Annotated in this window: 14 protein-coding genes; 11 read left to right on the plus strand and 3 right to left on the minus strand. The window is 75.9% G+C overall.

The features are described from left to right. Nucleotides 1-98: 98 nt before the first annotated feature. Complete coding sequence (locus QMQ26_RS21455; protein ID WP_282202378.1) at nucleotides 99-1,367, plus strand: sensor histidine kinase; 1,269 nt, start codon at nucleotides 99-101, stop codon at nucleotides 1,365-1,367. 81 nt (nucleotides 1,368-1,448) lie between these two features. Here QMQ26_RS21455 and QMQ26_RS21460 read toward each other — a convergent pair whose 3' ends face one another. Then, nucleotides 1,449-1,907 (minus strand): SUKH-3 domain-containing protein, encoded by a 459-nt coding sequence (locus QMQ26_RS21460; RefSeq protein ID WP_233533793.1) that lies wholly within the window; start codon nucleotides 1,905-1,907, stop codon nucleotides 1,449-1,451. Between the two features lie 112 nt (nucleotides 1,908-2,019). After that, a complete protein-coding gene (locus QMQ26_RS21465) occupies nucleotides 2,020-2,475 on the minus strand; it encodes a YwqJ-related putative deaminase (protein ID WP_282202379.1) in 456 nt (151 codons plus the stop codon). 350 nt (nucleotides 2,476-2,825) lie between these two features. On the opposite strand from QMQ26_RS21465, the gene QMQ26_RS21470 reads away from it, so the two are divergent. The 8 genes from QMQ26_RS21470 to QMQ26_RS21500 all read left to right on the plus strand — a co-directional run bounded on the left by QMQ26_RS21470 (nucleotide 2,826) and on the right by QMQ26_RS21500 (nucleotide 12,474). Next, nucleotides 2,826-3,989, plus strand: a complete 1,164-nt coding sequence (locus QMQ26_RS21470) for a Gfo/Idh/MocA family protein (RefSeq protein ID WP_100836611.1) — start codon at nucleotides 2,826-2,828, stop codon at nucleotides 3,987-3,989. Continuing rightward, nucleotides 3,986-4,966, plus strand: coding sequence for an NAD-dependent epimerase/dehydratase family protein (locus tag QMQ26_RS21475; protein WP_282202380.1), 981 nt, complete (start codon nucleotides 3,986-3,988; stop codon nucleotides 4,964-4,966). The genes QMQ26_RS21470 and QMQ26_RS21475 overlap by 4 nt, the downstream gene beginning before the upstream one ends. A gap of 138 nt (nucleotides 4,967-5,104) precedes the next feature. Further along, on the plus strand, nucleotides 5,105-6,238 hold the full coding sequence (locus tag QMQ26_RS21480) for a DegT/DnrJ/EryC1/StrS family aminotransferase (protein WP_282202381.1): 1,134 nt from the start codon (nucleotides 5,105-5,107) through the stop codon (nucleotides 6,236-6,238). 114 nt (nucleotides 6,239-6,352) lie between these two features. Then, the gene (locus tag QMQ26_RS21485; RefSeq protein ID WP_100836608.1) at nucleotides 6,353-7,459 is read left to right on the plus strand and encodes a DegT/DnrJ/EryC1/StrS family aminotransferase; all 1,107 of its coding nucleotides are present in this window, start codon (nucleotides 6,353-6,355) and stop codon (nucleotides 7,457-7,459) included. 121 nt (nucleotides 7,460-7,580) lie between these two features. Beyond that, entirely contained in the window at nucleotides 7,581-8,582 is a 1,002-nt protein-coding gene (locus QMQ26_RS21490) for an SMI1/KNR4 family protein (RefSeq protein ID WP_282202382.1), read from the plus strand. A 28-nt stretch (nucleotides 8,583-8,610) separates the two neighbouring features. Next, nucleotides 8,611-10,614: a nucleic acid/nucleotide deaminase domain-containing protein gene (locus QMQ26_RS21495; protein ID WP_318552001.1), complete on the plus strand. Its 2,004-nt coding sequence runs from the start codon at nucleotides 8,611-8,613 to the stop codon at nucleotides 10,612-10,614. Continuing rightward, complete coding sequence (locus QMQ26_RS37490) at nucleotides 10,548-11,054, plus strand: SUKH-4 family immunity protein (RefSeq protein ID WP_318552002.1); 507 nt, start codon at nucleotides 10,548-10,550, stop codon at nucleotides 11,052-11,054. Before QMQ26_RS21495 ends, QMQ26_RS37490 begins: the two co-directional genes overlap by 67 nt. A 160-nt stretch (nucleotides 11,055-11,214) precedes the next feature. Then, nucleotides 11,215-12,474: a hypothetical protein gene (locus tag QMQ26_RS21500; protein WP_282202383.1), complete on the plus strand. Its 1,260-nt coding sequence runs from the start codon at nucleotides 11,215-11,217 to the stop codon at nucleotides 12,472-12,474. Nucleotides 12,475-12,498: 24 nt separating this feature from the next. On the opposite strand, the gene QMQ26_RS21505 is transcribed toward QMQ26_RS21500, so the two are convergent. Beyond that, nucleotides 12,499-13,806 carry a nucleotide sugar dehydrogenase gene (locus QMQ26_RS21505; protein ID WP_282202384.1) on the minus strand — a complete coding sequence of 436 codons (1,308 nt, stop codon included), beginning with the start codon at nucleotides 13,804-13,806 and terminating at the stop codon, nucleotides 12,499-12,501. Nucleotides 13,807-14,347: 541 nt separating this feature from the next. On the opposite strand from QMQ26_RS21505, the gene mfd reads away from it, so the two are divergent. Both mfd and QMQ26_RS21515 read left to right on the plus strand, forming a co-directional pair. Then, nucleotides 14,348-17,956, plus strand: coding sequence for a transcription-repair coupling factor (gene mfd, locus QMQ26_RS21510; protein WP_282202385.1), 3,609 nt, complete (start codon nucleotides 14,348-14,350; stop codon nucleotides 17,954-17,956). Between the two features lie 204 nt (nucleotides 17,957-18,160). After that, nucleotides 18,161-18,784, plus strand: a complete 624-nt coding sequence (locus QMQ26_RS21515) for a SurA N-terminal domain-containing protein (protein ID WP_282202386.1) — start codon at nucleotides 18,161-18,163, stop codon at nucleotides 18,782-18,784. Nucleotides 18,785-18,813: the final 29 nt, after the last annotated feature.

The raw sequence follows: 18,813 nt of genomic DNA on the forward strand, positions 1-18,813 counted from the left end.
GGGGTGCCAGAACGGAGAGGTGGCCGGATGGCGGACAGGTCGGACGGGGTCGGGTGCGCGCCCCCGGCCGGCGACCCCCACTGCGTATCGTGTCGGTCATGAGTGAGAAGCCGGCGGGGGACGGCCTGTGGTGGTGGACGCGCAGACGCGGCGCGGCGCTGGACCTGGCACTGGCCGCGGTGTCGGCGGTGGAGTGCGCCGCGGGGGCGTACGGGCTGGTCCGGGACCGGCTGGGCTGGGGCCCGCCCGCGACGGTGGTCTGCGTGGTGCTGGGGGCGCTCGCCGGGGCGTCGCTGGTGGTGCGGCGCCGGTGGCCGGTGGTGCCGGTGGTGGTGGCGCTGGTGTTCGTGCCGGGGTTCTTCGGGGTGGTGCTGCTGGCGGTGTCGCTGTACACGCTGGCGGCGACCTGGGAGTGGCCCTCGCGGCGGGCCCGGGTGGTGGTGCTGTCGGCGGTCGCGATGGTGGAGACCTTCGGCATGGTGCTGTTCGCCACCACGGCGCCCAGCAAGGCGCCGCCCGCCGAACCGCTGCCGCCGACCTGGGTGTTCGTGGTGATCTCGGCGTTCGTCGCGGTCGGCATGGCGGTGGCCCCGATGGTGACCGGCCTGTACGTGGGGGCGCGGCGGCGGCTGGTGGAGTCGCTCAAGGACCGGGCCCAGGGCCTGGAGACCGAGCTGACCCTGCTGGCCGAGCAGGCCCGGGAGCGGGCCTGGCGGGCCCGGGCCGAGGAGCGCACCCGGATCGCCCGGGAGATGCACGACGTGGTCGCGCACCGGGTCAGCCTGATGGTGGTGCACGCCGCCGCGGTGGAGCGGATCGTCCCCAAGGACCCGGCGAAGGCCCGGCAGTCGGCGAAGCTGATCGGCGAGACCGGCCGGCAGGCGCTGGACGAACTGCGGGAGATCCTGGGCGTGCTGCGGATGACCGAGCCGCAGGAGCAGGTCGAGGCGCCGGTCGGCGGGCTGGGCGAACTGCCGGAGCTGGTCGAGCAGTCCCGGGTGGCGGGCATGGCGGTGGCGCTGGCGGTCAGCGGCGAGCCCCGGGCGTACGTCGCCGAGGCCGAGCAGACCGCGTACCGGGTGGTGCAGGAGGGCCTGACCAACGCGCACAAGTACGCGGGTGGGGCGCGGGTCGCGGTGCTGCTGGCGTACGTGCCGAACGGGGTGCGGGTGTCGGTGGTGAACGACTGCCCGGGCACGGCGGCGCCGGTGGCGCTGCCCAGCGGCGGCAACGGGCTGGTCGGGATGCGCGAGCGGGTGGTGGCGCTCGGCGGCGCCTTCCACGCCGGGCCGGAGGACGGCGGCGGGTTCCGGGTGGAGGCGGTGCTGCCCTCGCGGCTGCGGCGCTCGGCCGGGTCGGCGGGCTGACGGGCTGACGGGCCGCTGCTCGGCGGGGCGTTGCGGGAGGGGCCGCCCGCTGCTCGGCCCGGCGCGGGCAGGCCCGCGCGGTCAGTCCTGGGCGGTGCGCAGCCGGTGCGGGGCGCGGCCGAGGACCAGGGTGCCGATCGCCCGGTCGACGCTGTCGCCGAGGAACCACTCGCCGGTGTGGTCGAGGCTGTAGACCCGGCCCTGCTCGTCGACGGCCAGCAGGGCCTGCCCGTACAGCTCCTCGCCGAGCGGGGCCAGCCGGGTGTCCAGGGCCCGGCCGAGGTCGGCGAGGGTGCGCGGGGCGTGCAGGCCGCAGCGCGGGTCGAGCAGGAACGGGGTGCGGGCCAGGGTGGCGCCCGCCCCCGGGACGTCGAAGGCCAGGCCGCCGAACTCGGCCCACGCCTCGATCGCGGCCGGGAACACCGCGTGCTGCGGCTCCAGCGGACCGCCGTACGCGACCAGGGCGTCGGCCCACAGCTCGGCCTGCCGGATCTCCCAGCGGCCGGGGTGCCAGCCGGCCTGCTTGAGCGCGGCGGCCACGTCGGCCGGGAAGCGGGGCTGGGTGCGGACGGGGCCGGCGTTCAGGGCGTGCTCCGGGAGTTCGGGGACGGGGGGTCGGGGACGGGGGAGTTCGGGACCGGGGGACGGGCGCTCAGCGGCCGGGCGGGCCGACCTCGACGCTGGCCACGTTCAGGTGCTCCAGCAGCGGGGCGCAGGAGCGGCACGGCGGCGCGTGCGTGCCGTGCGCCGGATCGCCCTCCTCGCGGATGCGCAGCGTGGTCATCCGGGCCCCCTTGAGCGCCTTGCGGGCCTCCTGCACCGTCATCGGCTTGCGCGCGGCCCGCTTCGAACGGGACGCGTCGACCTGCCCCAGGTACTGGGACAGCAGCGCCGCCTCCGGGCAGCGGCCGACGAAGCGCTCGCGCTTCTCCGCCGGCAGCGCCGCCAGGAACGCGCCGACCAGCGGGTGCAGTATCGGCGCCGGCTCCGACTTGTCCCCGGCCAGCGTGTGCACCGTGCCGCCGCGCAGCGACAGCGCGGCCGCCACCGCGGGCAGCAGGCTGTCGCGCTGGTGGCGCAACACGGGCGGCGGGCCCGACTGGTCCATGACTGCTCCTCGGCGTTGTGCGGCGCACGGCAGTTCTCCGCTGCCGGGGGTCTGCTGACGGACGGTGGATCACGCACGGTAGCGGGACCCACGGACAGTGAATCCTCACCCCAGAGCATCCAGCCTGCCAAACCGATGCGGCGCGCGCCGCGCCGGGGTGCGGACACGGGGCGCGCGGAGGTGTACGGAGGGCCGAACCGCCGCCCCCCGCGCCCCGGGCGGCCCGCAGCGGTTTTGCCGATTGTGCCCCGGCGGGCCGGGCCGGGCCGGTACGGTTCGAGCGACGCGGCGGCAAGGGGGGTCTTGCGATGGGGTCGAACGTCGTGGCGCACGAGGCGCCTGGGGAACACGTGCCCACACCGGGCAGCACCGAACAGCGCCCCGACCGGCCGATCGGCCTGGCCGTGGTCGGCGCCGGCTACTGGGGCCCGAACCTGGTCCGCAACGCCCAGCAGACCGCCGCTCTGCGGCTGCACTGGCTGTGCGACCTCGACGAACAGCGCTCCCGCAAGGTCCTGGGCGAGTACTCGACGGTCGCCGCCACCACCTCGTACGAGCAGGTGCTCGCCGACGAGCGGGTCCGGGCGGTGGCCATCGCCACCCCGGCCGGCGCCCACCACCGGCTGGCCCGGGCCGCGCTGGAGGCCGGCAAGCACGTCCTGGTGGAGAAGCCGATCACCACCACCGTCGAGGAGGCCGCCGACCTGGTCGCCCTCGCCGAGGAGCGCGGCCTGGTCCTGATGTGCGACCACACCTTCTGCTACACGCCGGTGGTGCGCCGCATCCGCGAACTCGTGCACGGCGGCGAGATCGGCGACGTCCAGTTCTTCGACTCGGTGCGGATCAACCTCGGCCTGGTCCAGCCCGACGTCGACGTGCTGTGGGACCTCGCCCCGCACGACCTGTCCATCCTCGACTTCGTGCTGCCCCCGGGCGTCGAACCCGTCGGCGTCAGCGCCCAGGCCGCCGACCCGATCGGCGCCGGCCGGGCCTGCGTCGCCTACCTGACGCTGCGGCTGTCCAACGGCGCGCTCGCCCACTGCCACGTCAACTGGCTCTCCCCGACCAAGGTCCGCACCACGCTGATCGGCGGCTCCCGCCGCACCCTGGTCTGGGACGACCTCAACCCGCAGGCCAGGCTCGCGATCCACGACCGCGGCGTCGATCTCACCCCGCCCGACGAACTCACCGACGCCATCCGGCACCGCGCCCTGATCTCCTACCGGGTCGGCGACGTGATCGCCCCCGCCCTGGTCGAACAGGAGGCGCTGCGCAACGTGATGGCCGAGTTCGCCGCCGCCATCACCGAGGGCCGTGCCCCGCTCACCGACGGCCGGGCCGGACTGCGCGTGCTGCGCCTGCTGCACGCCGCCTCCCGCAGCCTCGAACTCGGCGGCGCGACCGTCCCGGTGGACGCCTCCGCCGACGGCCCCGCCGCCGTCGACAGCGGGGCCGACGCCGCCGCGCTGCTCACCCGCCAGCTCTCCGCCCAGCAGAAGGCCGCCGCCCGATGAACGCCGCCGTCCCGCTCGAAGGCTCCCGCTGCCTGGTCACCGGCGGCGCCGGCACCATCGGCTCCACCGTCGTCGACCAGCTGGTCGAGGCCGGCGCCCGCGAGGTCGTCGTGCTCGACAACTTCGTCCGCGGCCGGACGGCCAACCTGGCCCGCGCCCGGGAACTCGCCGCCCCCGGCCAGCTGCGGGTCGTCGACGGCGACATCCGCGACCGCGCCCTGCTGCGCGAACTGCTCGCGCCCGGCACCGACGCGCTGTTCCACCTCGCCGCGATCCGGATCACCCAGTGCGCCGCCGAACCCCGGCTCGCCCTGGAGGTGATGGTCGACGGCACCTTCGACGTGGTCGAAGCCGCCGCCGAGACCGGCGTCGGCAAGGTGATCGCCTCCTCCACCGCCTCGGTGTACGGCCTCGCCGACGCCTTCCCGACGCCCGAGACCCAGCACCCGTACCACAACGACACCCTGTACGGCGCCGCCAAGGTCTTCAACGAGGGCCTGCTGCGCAGCTTCCACGCCATGCACGGCCTCGACTACGTCGCGCTGCGGTACTTCAACGTGTACGGCCCCCGGATGGACGTGCACGGCCGCTACACCGAGGTGTTCATCCGCTGGATGGAGCGGATCGCCGCCGGACGGCCCCCGCTGATCTTCGGCGACGGCGCCCAGACCATGGACTTCGTCTACACCGCGGACATCGCCCGGGCCAACCTGCTGGCCGCCGCCGCCCCGGTCACCGACCGGGTCTACAACATCGCCTCCGGCACCGAGGTCTCGCTGCGCGGCCTGGCCGACGCCCTGCTCGTCGCCATGGACTCCGGCCTGGACGTCGAGCACGGCCCCGCCCGGGACACCGCCGGCGGCGTGGTCCGGCGCCTCGCCGACATCTCCGCCGCCGAGCGCGACCTCGGCTGGAAGCCCGAACTCGGCCTCACCGACGGGCTGCGCGAGCTCGTCGCCTGGTGGCGCGAGCAGTAACCGCCCGAGCCCGGACGCGCCCGCGGGGGCGCGGGGAACCGCGCGGACCGGAGGGCTCCCGTCAGCAGGACCGCGCCGGGACGGGCCAGTCGCACCGGGGCGCGACCCGGCTGTGCGTGAACCGAGGAGGAGCACCCGATGACCATCCCCGTCATGATCCCGTGGCTCGGCGAGGAGGAGGCCGAGGCCGCCGCCGAGGCCGTCCGCTCCGGGTGGGTCGCGCAGGGCCCCCGGGTGGCCGCGTTCGAGAAGGCGTTCGCCGAGCACACCGGCGCGCCGCACGCCGTCGCGGTGTCCAACTGCACCACCGCCCTGCACCTGGCGATGATCGGCGCCGGGGTCGGCCCCGGCGACGAGGTCGTCGTCCCCTCGCTGTCGTTCGTCGCCACCGCCAACGCCGTCACCTACGTCGGGGCCGTACCGGTCTTCGCCGACGTCGACCCGGCCACCGCCAACCTCACCCCCGCCACCGTCGCGCCGCTGCTCACCGCGCGCACCCGGGCCGTGATCGCCGTCGACCAGGGCGGCGTCCCCGTCGACCTGGACGCGATCCGCGCCCTGGTCGAACCGCGCGGCATCGCCGTGGTCGAGGACGCCGCGTGCGCCGCCGGCTCCGTCTACCGGGGCCGCCCGGCCGGCGCGGGCGCCGCGATCTCCGCCTACTCCTTCCACCCGCGCAAGCTGCTCACCACCGGCGAGGGCGGCATGCTCACCCTCCAGGACGGCGAACTCGCCGCCCGGCTGCGGCGGCTGCGCGAGCACGGCATGAGCGTCTCGGCCGCCGACCGGCACGCCGGGGCGGGCGGCGCGGGCGTGGTGGAGACCTACGACGAGATCGGCTTCAACCACCGGATGACCGACGTCCAGGCCGCGATCGGCCTGGTCCAGCTCGGCAAGCTCCCCGCGATGGTCGCCCGGCGGCGCGAACTCGCCGACCACTACCGCGAGTTGCTCGGCCCCGAACTGGCCGCCCGGACGGTCGCCGACCCGCCGCACGGCACCGCGAACTTCCAGTCGCTCTGGCTGCTGCTCCCCGAGGACGCCCCCGACCGGGGCGAGGTGCTGACCCGGCTCGCCGCCGACGGCGTCTCGGCGCGGCGCGGCATCATGGCGGCGCACCTGGAGGCCCCGTACAAGGGGACGGCGCGGGTGCCGCTGCCCGCGACGGAGCTGATCACCGCGCGGTCGCTGATCCTGCCGCTCTACCACTCGCTCGGCCACGAGCAGGTCCAGCACGTCGTCTCGGCCCTCAAGGCGGCCCTGGGGCGTTGACGCGGGGGCGCCCGCACGTGCGACGTCCGCTCCCCGCCGCGACCCTTCCGTCGTCCGTCCCCCGCTCCGCGCAGTTCCCCGCGCCCCTGGTCCCGCCCACGAGAGGCTCCCACCGTGACCGACATCCCCCTGGTCGACCTGCACGCCGCGCACGCCGAGATCGCCGACGAGGTCCGCGCGGGCTTCGACGCGGTGCTGGCGAGCGGCGCCTACGTCAAGGGCCCCGACGTGGCCGCGTTCGAGCGGGAGTACGCGGCGTTCTGCGGCACGGCGCACGCGGTGGGGACGGCGAACGGCACCGACGCGATCGAACTGGCGCTGCGCGCACTGGAGCTGGAGCCCGGCGGCGGGGTGGTGCTGCCCGCGAACACCTTCGTGGCCAGCGCCGAGGCGGTGGTCCGGGCCGGGCTGCGGCCGGTCCTGGTGGACGTGGACGAGGAGCACCTGCTGATCGACGTCGAGCAGGCCGCCGCCCGGGCGGCGGACGCCGTCGCGCTGCTGCCCGTCCACCTGAACGGCCAACTCGCCCCGATGGAGGCGCTGCTGGCGGCGGCCGACGGCCTACCGGTGGTCGAGGACGGCGCCCAGTCGCAGGGCGCGACCCGGCACGGGCGGCCCGCCGGCAGCTGGGGGCGGATCTCGGCCACCAGCTTCTACCCCGGCAAGAACCTCGGCGCGTACGGCGACGCGGGCGCGGTGGTCACCGACGACGCCGAACTCGCCCGCGCGGTGCGGCTGCTCGGCGACCACGGCTCGGACCGCAAGTACGTCCACGAGCGGTTCGGCTTCAACTCCCGGATGGACACCCTGCAGGCCGTGGTGCTGCGCGCCAAGCTCCGCCGCCTGCCCGCCTGGAACGAGGCCCGCCGGGCCGCCGCCGAACGCTACGACAAGCTGCTCGGCGACCTGGACGGGATCACCCTGCCGCGCACCCTGCCCGGCAACGCGCACGTCTGGCACCTGTACGCGGTGCGGGTCGAGCGCGACCGGGACGGCGTGCTGGCCGCCCTCCAGGAGGCCGGGATCGGCGCCGGCGTGCACTACCCCGTCCCGGTCCACCTCCAGCCCGCGTTCCGCCACCTCGGCCATCCGGAAGGCGCCTTCCCGGTCACCGAGCGGGCCGCCGGGCACCTGCTCACCCTGCCGCTGTTCCCGCAGCTCACCGAGGTCCAGCAGACCCGGGTCGCCGAGACGCTGGCCGCCGCGCTGCGCCGCCGCTGACCTCCGGCGGGCACCCGGCCGGGCGGTGTCCGGCCGGGTACCACCGCGCCCCCGAACGCGGGCGGCCGTTGCCCTACGCTGGTCCCCGAGGACATCGGCTTCTGCCAGTGGGGGACCACAGATGACGACAGGTCGGCCCGGCACCGCCGCCGTGCCCAACGCGGCGTACGCGGGCCAGGTGGTGCAGTTCCCGGACCCGGTCCGGGCCGAGCGGCACCCCCGGGGCGTGCGCGTCGACGAGAACGGCCACCCGGACTTCTCGCCGTACGCGGCCGCCGCCGCCGAGGTCGCCGACCCGCCCGAGGGCTTCGGCGTCGACGAACTGCGCCTGACCGACTACGTGTCGGCCAACGCCGCGCTCTACACCCGGGGCCACGAGCTCTGGGCCGACCTGGACAGCGCCGTCGCCACCCCGCCCGGCTGGACCTGGCACCACGTCGTCGGCCGCGCCCCCGCGGGCTGGCGCCGGATGGAGCTCGTCCCGGTCGAGGTCAAGGCCCTGCTGCGGCACCACGGCGGCCTGGCCCGCTCCACCGCCGACCACACCCGCCGCGGCACCCGCCCGCTCCAGGACCGCCGCCCCGCGCACTTCTCGCTCGCCAAGGACGGCGGCGACCCGATCGCCGTCACCGAGGACCTGGTCCAGCGCGCCGAGCAGCGCCTCGGCCACCCGCTGCCGCCCGCCTACCGGGACTTCCTCAAGCTCACCGGCGGCCGCGGCCCGGTCGGCGTCGCCCTCGACGTCGACCTCGGCCTGCTGGTCGACCAGCCGTTCCTCACCCTCAGCGAGGAGTACGGCACCCACGACCTGGTGTACGCCAACAAGTGCCTGCGCGACCACCTCACCAAGGACCACCTCGCCGTCGCCTACCTCCAGGGCGGCCTGCTGACCGTCAGGGTCCGCGGCGAGGGCACCGGCTCGGTCGGCTTCCTGCCCTACGACGACGCCCGCGACGACGGCTCCGACGAGCCCGTCGAGCAGCGCGTGCAGCGCCTCCTGCTGCCCTGCGGCGACAGCTTCGACGCGTTCCTGCTGCGCCTCGCCGGCGGGCCCGCGGAGCTGGAGACCGTCGCCGAACTCATGGTGGACGGCGGCTTCGTGCGCGCCGTCCCGGTGAACTGACCGAACGACAGGGGTGGGACGAGACGTGGTGACCACGTACGCGCAGGCGCAGGAGACCGCCGAGGACTGGATCAACGCCGGGGTGCCGCGCTCGCGGCACCGCGAGGTGAAGGTCCGCGAGTTCGACCTCGGCTACGTCTGCTGGGCCGTCGACGGCAGCGAGCACAGCGGCGGCCCCGGCACCTCGCTGCGCCTGGTGATCGCCCGCGACAGCGGCGCCAGCACGCTCTGGCCGCCGCTGCCGGTCAACGAGGTGGTCCGGCAGTACGAGGAGCTGTACGGCACCGGCGCCGAGCCCAACCCGGCCGGGGCCGCCAAGCCGGTGCGCGGCGCGGTCGAGGCCACCTCCTTCCTGCTCAGCCCCCCGCAGTGGCTCCAGGAGGCCGGGGCCGCCGCGATCGCCGCCGAGGCCGACCGACTGGCCGCCCCCGCGCCCGCGCCCGCCCCCGCGCCGGCCCCGCCGATCCCGCCGCAGGCCGCCGCGCCCGCGCCGCAGGCCGTCCCGCAGGCCGCGTCGCTGTCGGAACCCGGCGAGGAGGGCCCCAGCTACTTCACCGGCACGCCCACCCCCGTGCCCGGCACGCCCGTCCCGCCGCCGCCCGGTTCCGAGGCCGCCACCGTGCTCGCCCCCGGCCGGGCCTTCCCGGGCGGTGCACCCGCCGCGCCGGTGCCGCCCGGGGCGACGCCGCCGCCCGGCGCCGAGGGCGCCACCGTGCTCGCCCCCGGCCACGCCTTCCCGGGCGCCGCGCCCGTCCCGCCCGGGGCGACGCCGCCGTACCCCGGCGCGCCCGTCCCGCCCGCCGCCCCGCCGTACCCGGCCGGCGGCCCGGGCACCCCGGCGCCCGGCACGCCCGTGCCGCCGCCGCCCGGTGGTGCCGTCCCGCCGCCGCCCGGTGCGCCCGCGCCCTCCGCGAACCCGATCGACCACGCGGCCACCATGCTCGCCACCGACGGCCCGCCCGGCCTGATGGGCCTGCCCGGCGCCCCCGGCCCGGGCACCCCGCTGCCCGGCCCCGGCGTCCAGCTGGGCCGCGGCGGCCCCGGCGCACCGCCGCCGCCCCCGCCGAACGAGCTGCTGCCGTCCACCGGCGGGCCCGCCCCGCGCCCCGGTGGCCGCGGCGGCCCCGGCGCACCCCCGCCGCCCCCGCCCAGCGACCTGCTGTCCGCCGCCGCCGGCGGCCCCGCCCAGCACCCCGGCGGCCCGGGCACCCCGCCGCCCGCCCACGCCGCGCACGCCGCCCCCGCGCCGGAGGCCGCCGCGGTCGCCTACCAGGCCACCCAGCTGGCCCCGGCGATCGAGCTGCCGCCGGGCGCGACCCCGCCGTTCCCGCTGTCCGGCCAGCCGCCGCAGCAGCCGCCGTTCCCCGGGGCGCCGCAGGGCGCGCCGCCGTTCCAGGCACCCCCGCCGCCGTTCCCGGGCGGCCCGCAGGGCCACGGCCTGCCGCCCGGCGCGCCCGGCCAGGCACCGCCGTCGGCCGGGCCGGTGCCGCCGCCGTCCGGCCTGCCCACGGTCGGCCCCGGCACCACCGCCGTGGTCAACTACCGGGCCCCCGACGGCTCCGAGCTCAGCCTGGTGATGACCTCCGAGCTGGGCACCCCGCACCCGGAGTGGCGGGCCCTCCAGGAGCTGCGCCGCCTCGGCGTGCCCGCCGACCAGGTGCTGGAGGTGCACACCGAGCTGGAGCTGTGCGACCTGCCCGGCGGCTACTGCTCCCGGATGGTGCGGGCGTCCTGGCCGAACGCCCGGATCAGCCACACCGCCCCGTACGGCCGCGACGCCGCCGCCCGGCAGGCCGGGATGAACGTGCTGCAGGAGCACGTCGAGCAGCTGCACCAGCTGGTGTCCGCCCCGCACCGCCCGCGCACCGTCCGGGCGCCGCTGCCCGCGCCCGGGGCCGTCCCGCAGCTGCCGCCCCGCCGCCGCAGCAGCTCGCGGCGGAGTTCGGCGCGATGTTCGGCCCGTCGATGTTCCGGTTCGAGCAGCGCGCGGTGGCCCGCCAGGGGGTGCCGGAGCAGGTCGCCCAGGTCCTGATGTGGGTCGGCCTGCCCCGCGAGTTCGCGCCGTTCTTCTGGGCCCAGGCCCAGGAGGGCCGCCCCATCCCGACGCTGGCCGAGCTCGCCGCCGAGCGCGGTCTGCCGCCCGGCCCGGACTTCGGCGGCTACCTGGTGCTCGGCAACGACTACGGCCGCCAGCTGTGCGTCCAGTACGGCACCGCCGCGGTGGTCGCCGTCGACGTCGAGAACCCGGCCGAGCCGCCGCGCTTCGTCAACTCCGGGGTCCCCGAGTTCGCGGCCTGCCTGGCCGCGCTGGCCCGGATGTGGCACCTGCGCCACGGCCTCAACCCCGAGCAGGCCGGCCGCTGGACCACCGACTTCCAGGCCCAGCTGCTGGCGGTCGACCCGGCCGCCGTGCACACCCCCGAGAGCTGGTGGGCGGTCCTGGTCGAACAGCTCTGGGACGGCCTGCTCTGACGCCTCCCCGCGCGGCCGGTTCGCCCGGCCGCGCGGCGGCCCCTGTTTGGTTTGCGTTCGTATCTGCGCAAAATAGGTCAATGGGACGGTTCGCCCGCCCCACCAGAACCACGCACCCGGCGGGGCCGCGCAGCCCGCGAGCACGAGGAGAACAGCCGAAATGAGCGACGCCGTGTCCCAGTACGGCTTCACCCCGTCCAGGCGCGGCTACGCGCCCGACCAGGTCGACGCGGCGGTCACCGCGCTCAGCCGTGCCCGAGACGAGGCGTGGGAGCGGCTCAGCGTCCTGGGCGGCGGGCTGCGCGAGATGGAGAAGCGCCTGGCCGACATCCAGCAGGACGCCGAGGAGGCCCCCGACCCCGACTTCGGGGAGCTCAGCGACCAGGCCGCGGCCCTGCTCGGCATCGCCCTCAACGAGGCCGACGCCATCCACGCCAAGGCCGAGCGGGCCGGGGAGGACGCCCGGGACGCCGCCCACGAGGCCGGTGAGGCCGCCGCCCGGGCGGCCAAGGAGTACGCCGCCAAGCTGCGCGAGGAGACCGACCAGTTCGTCCGCCGCACCGACGAGCGCAGCCGCGCCGAGGCCGAGCGCATCCGGGCCGAGGCGGACGCCGAGGCCCGCGCCCTGGTGCACGCCGCGACCGGCCACGCCGCCCGGGTCCGGGTCGCCGCCGCGAACGCCTCCGAGCAGTCCGAGGCCACCCTCGCCGAGCGCCGCCGCAAGGCCGACGAGGACTTCACCGCCGCCGAGGCCGCCGCCGACGCCGCCGTGGCCAAGGTCACCGCCGCGGCCGACGCCCGGGTCAAGGAGGCCGAGCAGCACCGCGAGGCGATGCTGGCGGAGGCCCGCCGCCTCGACACCGAGGCCCAGGCCAAGGCGGACGCCGCGCTCGGTGCCGCGCGGGAGAAGGCCGCCCGGATCAAGGCCGCCAGCGAGCGCGAGCAGGCCGACTTCACCAAGCGCCTCGACAAGGTCCAGACCCACCTCGACCACATCAAGGGCACCCTCGCCTCCCTCACCGGCGCCGCCGTCGGCGCGATCGAGGACCCGGAGGACGCGGCGGAGGCCGTCGCGGCCAAGAGGGCCGACCTCACCAAGCCCCCGGTCGCCGACCAGCCCACCACCGTCCTGGGCCCGGTCAGGACCGCGGCCGAGCCCCGGCAGGACGACCCCCGCAAGCCCTACACCCCGACGGTCCCCGCCGAGATCCCGGCCCCGCCGGCCAAGCCCGCGAGCTTCGCCAAGGACCCGGTCCCGCCGAAGCCCGCCACCGCGCCCGAGCAGCCCGCCACCGCGCCCGACAAGCCCGCGCCCGAGGCCGCCGCCGAGCAGCGCATCGTCCCCAAGATCGTCATCGTCGACGACGGCATCGACCACGACACCCGCCCCGACCGCAACCGCATCCAGCGCCGGGGCTGAGCCGGACCCCGGCCCGGGTCCCGGCTACAGCACCTCGACCGCCGCCCCCGTCAGGCGGCGGCGGCAGTCGAGGACGTAGCGGGCGTGGGTGGTGACGGCCGCGTAGTCGAACTCGTCGTGGTCGGCGAGCAGCAGGACGGCGTCGGCGGCGGCCAGCTCCTCGGGGGTGGCCTCGACGCGGTGGACGGCGGCCAGCGGGCCGCCCTCGTGGGCGGGGGTGCGCTGGCCGGGGACGTGCGGCTCGGCGACGTGGACGCCCGCGACGACGTGCGGGTCGGCGGCCCGGACCTCGGCGCCCTGCCGGGTGAGCAGGTCGACGATCCGGGCCGCCGGGGTCTCCCGGGCGTCGCCGGTGTTGGCCTTGTAGGCGAGGCCCAGGATCAGCACCCGCGAGCCGTTCACGCTGCGGCGGCGCTGGTTGAGCGCCTCGGTGAGCCGCCGCACCACGTAGTCGGGCATGTGGCTGTTGACGTCGTTGGCGAGCTCCACGAACCGGAAGGACTGGCCGAGGGCGCGCTCGACCCGCCAGGACAGGTACGAGGGGTCGATCGGCAGGCAGTGCCCGCCGACCCCCGGGCCCGGGGTGAAGCGCAGGAAGCCGAAGGGCTTGGTGGAGGCCGCGTCGATGGCCTCCCAGACGTCGATGCCGAGGTCGTGGGCGAACATCGCCAGCTCGTTGACCAGCGCGATGTTCACGTGCCGGAAGGTGTTCTCCAGCAGCTTGGTGAGCTCGGCCTCCTTGCAGGAGGAGACCGGCACCGTCCGCTCGACCAGCTGCCCGTAGAAGGCGGCGACGGCGGCCAGGCCCTCGGGGGTGGTGCCGGAGACCACCTTGGGGGTGTTCTCCAGCTTCCACACCGGGTTGCCCGGGTCGATCCGCTCCGGGCTGTAGCCGAGGTGGAAGTCGGCCCCGGCCCGCAGCCCGGAGCCGGCCTCCAGCAGCGGGGCGAGCAGCTCCTCCGTGGTGCCGGGGTAGGTGGTGGACTCCAGCACCACCGTCGCCCCGGGCTTCAGGTGCCGCCCCAGCAGCCGCGCCGAGGTCTCGATGTACGACAGGTCGGGGACGCCGTCGCGCAGCGGCGTCGGCACGGTGATCACCGCGACGTCGAAGTCCGCGACGTCGGCGGGCGCGGCGGTGGGCAGGTACGCCCCGGAGTCGAGCAGCGGGCGCAGCCGCTCCCCGGGGATGTCCTCGACGTACGACTCGCCGACCGCGAGCCGCTTGATCCGGCGTTCGTCCACGTCGTACCCGACGACCCGGTGGCCCACCTCGGCGGCGCGCACCGCGAGTGGGAGTCCGACATAGCCCTGACCTGCGATGACCACGCGCATGACGAAGCAAACCCCCTGGAAATGACCGGCGTCCCCACACCTTCTTCACACGAGGGTACGGAGCGCCGCACCTCGCGCGGGCGGCTTCGCCGGAAGTGGTGCGGGCGGGGCGCGCGGGGCCCGGAACGCCAGGACGCCGAGACCCGCGGCGCCGCCCGGGAGCGGGCGCCGCGGTCCTCGGCGTGAGTGGCACGGGCGCCCCCACCCAGGGCCGCCCGGCCTTCGCACTCCCGACCCCCATCGAGGTGCGATCGCGCTTCCACAGCCATCCCCCACGGTTGGATGCGGCCTGCGCTGACATCCATGGTGCGCGGTGACCATGGACGCACAGTGACAGCAGTGTGTCGGCCGCATGATCTCTGGACGAGCCGGACCGGATACCGGTGAGTCGCCCCGCCGCCGCCGTCGGGACGCCGCGCCGCGTGCGCGGCGGCGGCGCGGCGTAGGCTGGACACCCCCCGGGCGCACCGCGTTCCGGGCCTGTCGCGCTGCCCGGCCGTCTCCTGTGCCGGGCCACTCCCCGTCGTGGAGAAACTGACGTATGAGCCTGTCCGGACTGCTGGATGTCGTCGTACGGGACGCCGCCCTCGCCGAGGCGATCGAGGCGGCGGCCACGGGGCACAGGCAGCACCTCGACCTGGTCGGGCCGCCCGCCGCCCGGCCGTTCGCGATCGCGGCGCTGGCCCGGTCGCTGGCCGCCCGCGCCGGCGGGAGCGGCCGGCCGGTGCTGGCCGTGACCGCCACCGGCCGGGAGGCCGAGGACCTCGCGGCCTCGCTGCGCTCGCTGCTGCCGCCCGACGCGGTCGCCGACTTCCCGGCCTGGGAGACGCTGCCGCACGAGCGGCTCTCCCCGCGCTCGGACACCGTCGGCCGCCGCCTCGCCGTGCTGCGCCGGATCGTCCACCCGCGCGCCGACGACCCGGCGGCCGGGCCGGTGCAGGTGGTGGTGGCGCCGGTGCGCAGCGTGCTCCAGCCGCAGGTCAAGGGGCTGGCCGAGCTGGAGCCGGTGGCGCTGCGGCGCGGCGAGCAGCACGACCTGGACGAGGTGGCCCGCGGGCTGGCGGCCGCCGCCTACGCCCGGGTCGAACTGGTCGAGAAGCGCGGCGAGTTCGCGGTGCGCGGCGGCATCCTGGACGTCTTCCCACCGACCGAGGAGCACCCGCTGCGGGTGGAGTTCTGGGGCGACGACGTCGAGGAGATCCGCTACTTCAAGGTCGCCGACCAGCGGTCCCTGGAGGTCGCCGAGCACGGCCTGTGGGCGCCGCCCTGCCGGGAGCTGCTGCTGACCGACCAGGTGCGCGCGCGGGCCGCCGACCTGGCCGCCGCCCACCCCGAGCTGGGCGAGATCCTGGACAAGATCGCGCAGGGCATCGCGGTCGAGGGCATGGAGTCGCTGGCCCCGGTGCTGGTGGACGACATGGAGCTGCTGCTGGACGTGCTGCCGGCCGGCTCGATCGCCGTGGTCTGCGACCCGGAGCGGGTCCGCACCCGGGCCGCCGACCTGGTCGCCACCAGCCAGGAGTTCCTGGCCGCGTCCTGGGTGGCCGCCGCGGCGGGCGCCGACCGCCCGATCGACCTGGAGGCGATCGACGTCTCGGCCGCCTCGCTCCGGTCGCTGGCGGACGTCCGCGAGCACGCCGCCGGGATCGGCCTGCCGTGGTGGTCGGTCAGCCCGTTCGCGACCAGTGACTCCACGGTCTCCGACATGCTCGAATTCGATGCGGACACCCTCACCCTGGGCATGCACGCCGTCGAGGCGTACCGCGGCGACACCGCGCGGGCGATCGCCGACGCCAAGGACCGCCTCGCCGACGACTGGCGGGTGGTGATGGTCACCGAGGGCCACGGCCCGGCCTCCCGGCTGGCCGAGGTGCTCGGCAACGAGGGCATCGCGGCCCGCCTGGTCGCCGACCTCGCCGAGGCCCCGACCCGGGACGTGGTGTACGTCTCCTGCGGCTCGATCGAGCACGGCTTCGTCGACGAGGAGCTGAAGCTCACCGTCATCACCGAGACCGACCTCTCCGGCCAGCGGTCCTCCACCAAGGACATGCGCCGGATGCCGTCCCGCCGCCGCAACGCGATCGACCCGCTGGCGCTGGCGGCCGGCGACTACGTGGTGCACGAGCAGCACGGCGTCGGCCGGTACGTGGAGATGGTGCAGCGCACCGTCCAGGGCGCGACCCGCGAGTACCTGGTGCTGGAGTACGCGCCCGCCAAGCGCGGTCACCCCGGCGACCGGCTGTTCGTGCCGACCGACCAGCTCGACCAGGTCACCAAGTACGTCGGCGGCGAGGCCCCGACGCTGCACCGCCTGGGCGGCGCGGACTGGGCGAAGACCAAGCAGCGGGCCAAGAAGGCGGTCAAGGAGATCGCCGCCGACCTGATCAAGCTGTACTCGGCCCGGATGGCGGCCCCCGGCCACGCCTTCGGCCCGGACACGCCCTGGCAGCGCGAACTGGAGGACGCCTTCCCGTACGCGGAGACGCCCGACCAGCTGACCACCATCGGCGAGGTCAAGGCCGACATGGAGAAGTCCGTCCCGATGGACCGGCTGATCTGCGGCGACGTCGGCTACGGCAAGACCGAGATCGCGGTGCGCGCCGCCTTCAAGGCCGTCCAGGACGGCAAGCAGGTCGCCGTGCTGGTGCCGACCACGCTGCTGGTGCAGCAGCACTTCTCGACCTTCGCGGAGCGGTACGCCAACTTCCCGGTCACCGTGAAGGCGCTGTCCCGGTTCCAGACCGACACCGAGGCGAAGGCCGTGCTGGAGGGCCTGTTCGAGGGCTCGGTGGACGTGGTGATCGGCACCCACCGGCTGTTCTCCTCGGAGACCAGGTTCAAGGACCTGGGCCTGGTCATCGTCGACGAGGAGCAGCGCTTCGGCGTCGAGCACAAGGAGCAGCTGAAGAAGCTGCGGGCCAACGTCGACGTGCTGACCATGTCCGCCACCCCGATCCCGCGCACCCTGGAGATGGCGGTCACCGGCATCCGCGAGATGTCCACCATCACCACCCCGCCGGAGGAGCGGCACCCGGTGCTGACCTTCGTCGGCCCGTACGACGAGAAGCAGATCGCCGCCGCGATCCGGCGCGAACTCCTGCGCGAGGGCCAGGTGTTCTACATCCACAACCGGGTCGAGTCGATCGACAAGGCGGCCGCCCGGCTGAAGGACCTGGTGCCGGAGGCCCGGGTGGCCACCGCGCACGGACAGATGGGGGAGAACCAGCTGGAGAAGGTCGTCGTCGACTTCTGGGAGAAGGAGTTCGACGTCCTGGTCTCCACCACCATCGTGGAGTCCGGCATCGACATCTCCAACGCCAACACCCTGATCGTGGAGCGCGGCGACACCTTCGGCCTCTCCCAGCTGCACCAGCTGCGCGGCCGGGTCGGCCGCGGCCGCGAGCGCGGCTACGCCTACATGCTGTACCCGCCGGAGAAGCCGCTCACCGAGACCGCGCACGAGCGCCTCGCCACCATCGCCCAGCACACCGAGATGGGCGCGGGCATGTACGTCGCGATGAAGGACCTGGAGATCCGCGGCGCGGGCAACCTGCTCGGCGGCGAGCAGTCCGGGCACATCGCGGGCGTCGGCTTCGACCTCTACATGCGGATGGTCGGCGAGGCGGTGGCCGAGTTCCGCGACGCGCTGGAGGCGGGCGGCGGCGAGCCGGAGGAGGAGCCGCTGGAGGTGAAGATCGAACTCCCGGTGGACGCGCACGTCCCGCACGACTACGCGCCGGGGGAGCGGCTGCGCCTCCAGGCGTACCGCTCGATCGCGGCGGTCAACTCGGAGGACGACATCGCGCAGGTCCGCGAGGAGCTGACCGACCGCTACGGCAAGCTGCCCGAACCGGTGGAGAACCTGCTGCTGGTGGCCGGACTGCGGCTGTTCGCCCGGCGCTGCGGCATCGGCGACATCACCCTCCAGGGCACCTTCGTCCGCTTCGGCCCGGTCGACCTGCGGGAGTCCCAGCAACTGCGGCTCAACCGGCTCTACCCGCGCACCCAGATCAAGTCCGCCGCCCGGCAACTGCTGGTGCCGCGCCCCGGCAGCGGCGGCCGGATCGGCGGCAAGCCGCTGGTCGGGCGGGAACTGCTCTCCTGGTGCGCCGAGTTCCTGAGCACCATGTTCGAGGACCTCAAGCGCTGACGCGGCGATCGCGCAGCGCCCGCGGGGGCGCCGGAGGACGGCCGGACGGCGTCCCCCGGCGCCCCCGGCCCGTACCGGGCGCGAGCGAGCGCCGCGCCCGGCGGGTGCGGGGGTCTGGCCCCCGGGGGCGGGGCTCAATATTCTTCGTCCCAGCCACGTACGCAGAGCACCACCGGACCGCGCTCCACCGCCCAGGAGGCCCCAGTGATCCGCACCAGCTCCCCCCGCCGACTGCGGGCCGCCCTCGGCGTCGCGGTCGCCGCCGCCGCGCTCACCGCCTGCGGCGGGGCACCGGCGCACCAGGGGGCCGCCGCCGTGGTCGGCGGCGACCGGATCAGCATCGCCCAGGTCGAGGCCCGGGTCGCCGCCGTCCGGGACGGCGCCGCGCAGGACGGGGCCGCCACCGAGGAGCAGCCCGGCCTGGCCCGGCACGCCGTCTCCGACCTGGTGCTCGGCAAGGTGGTCGCCCGGGCCCTGGCGGACCGCCGGCTCGACGTCAGCCAGAGCGAGGTGGACCGCGCCCGGGCCGCGGACGCCCGGACCGTCGGCAGCGAGGACAAGCTCGCCGAACTGCTGCGCGCCAAGCAGGGCGTCCCGGCCGGCGACATCGACGGCTTCTACCGCCAGCAGATCGGCCTGATGAAGCTGGCCGACGGCCAGGACCCGAACGGCGCCGAGGGCGACGCCGCGATCCGCAAGGCGCTGGTCGACGCGGGCACCGCCCTGCACATCGAGGTCAACCCGCGCTACGGCAGTTGGGACACCGCCCGGATCGGCCTCACCGACAGCACCGAGGACTGGCTGCCGAAGACCGTCCGGACGCTCTGACCGCAGCGCCGGTACGGCACACCGGCCCG

The sequence above is a fragment of the Kitasatospora fiedleri genome (genome assembly GCF_948472415.1).
Classification (GTDB): Bacteria; Actinomycetota; Actinomycetes; order Streptomycetales; family Streptomycetaceae; genus Kitasatospora; species Kitasatospora fiedleri.

Excerpts from the sequence above, each read along its gene's own strand:
- QMQ26_RS21455 (WP_282202378.1), top strand. The coding sequence starts at position 99 with ATGAGTGAGAAGCCGGCGGGGGACGGCCTGTGGTGGTGGACGCGCAGA.
- QMQ26_RS21465 (WP_282202379.1), bottom strand. The coding sequence starts at position 2,475 with ATGGACCAGTCGGGCCCGCCGCCCGTGTTGCGCCACCAGCGCGACAGC.
- QMQ26_RS21475 (WP_282202380.1), top strand. The coding sequence starts at position 3,986 with ATGAACGCCGCCGTCCCGCTCGAAGGCTCCCGCTGCCTGGTCACCGGC.
- QMQ26_RS21480 (WP_282202381.1), top strand. The coding sequence starts at position 5,105 with ATGACCATCCCCGTCATGATCCCGTGGCTCGGCGAGGAGGAGGCCGAG.
- QMQ26_RS21490 (WP_282202382.1), top strand. The coding sequence starts at position 7,581 with ATGACGACAGGTCGGCCCGGCACCGCCGCCGTGCCCAACGCGGCGTAC.
- QMQ26_RS37490 (WP_318552002.1), top strand. The coding sequence starts at position 10,548 with ATGTTCCGGTTCGAGCAGCGCGCGGTGGCCCGCCAGGGGGTGCCGGAG.
- QMQ26_RS21500 (WP_282202383.1), top strand. The coding sequence starts at position 11,215 with ATGAGCGACGCCGTGTCCCAGTACGGCTTCACCCCGTCCAGGCGCGGC.
- QMQ26_RS21505 (WP_282202384.1), bottom strand. The coding sequence starts at position 13,806 with ATGCGCGTGGTCATCGCAGGTCAGGGCTATGTCGGACTCCCACTCGCG.
- mfd (WP_282202385.1), top strand. The coding sequence starts at position 14,348 with ATGAGCCTGTCCGGACTGCTGGATGTCGTCGTACGGGACGCCGCCCTC.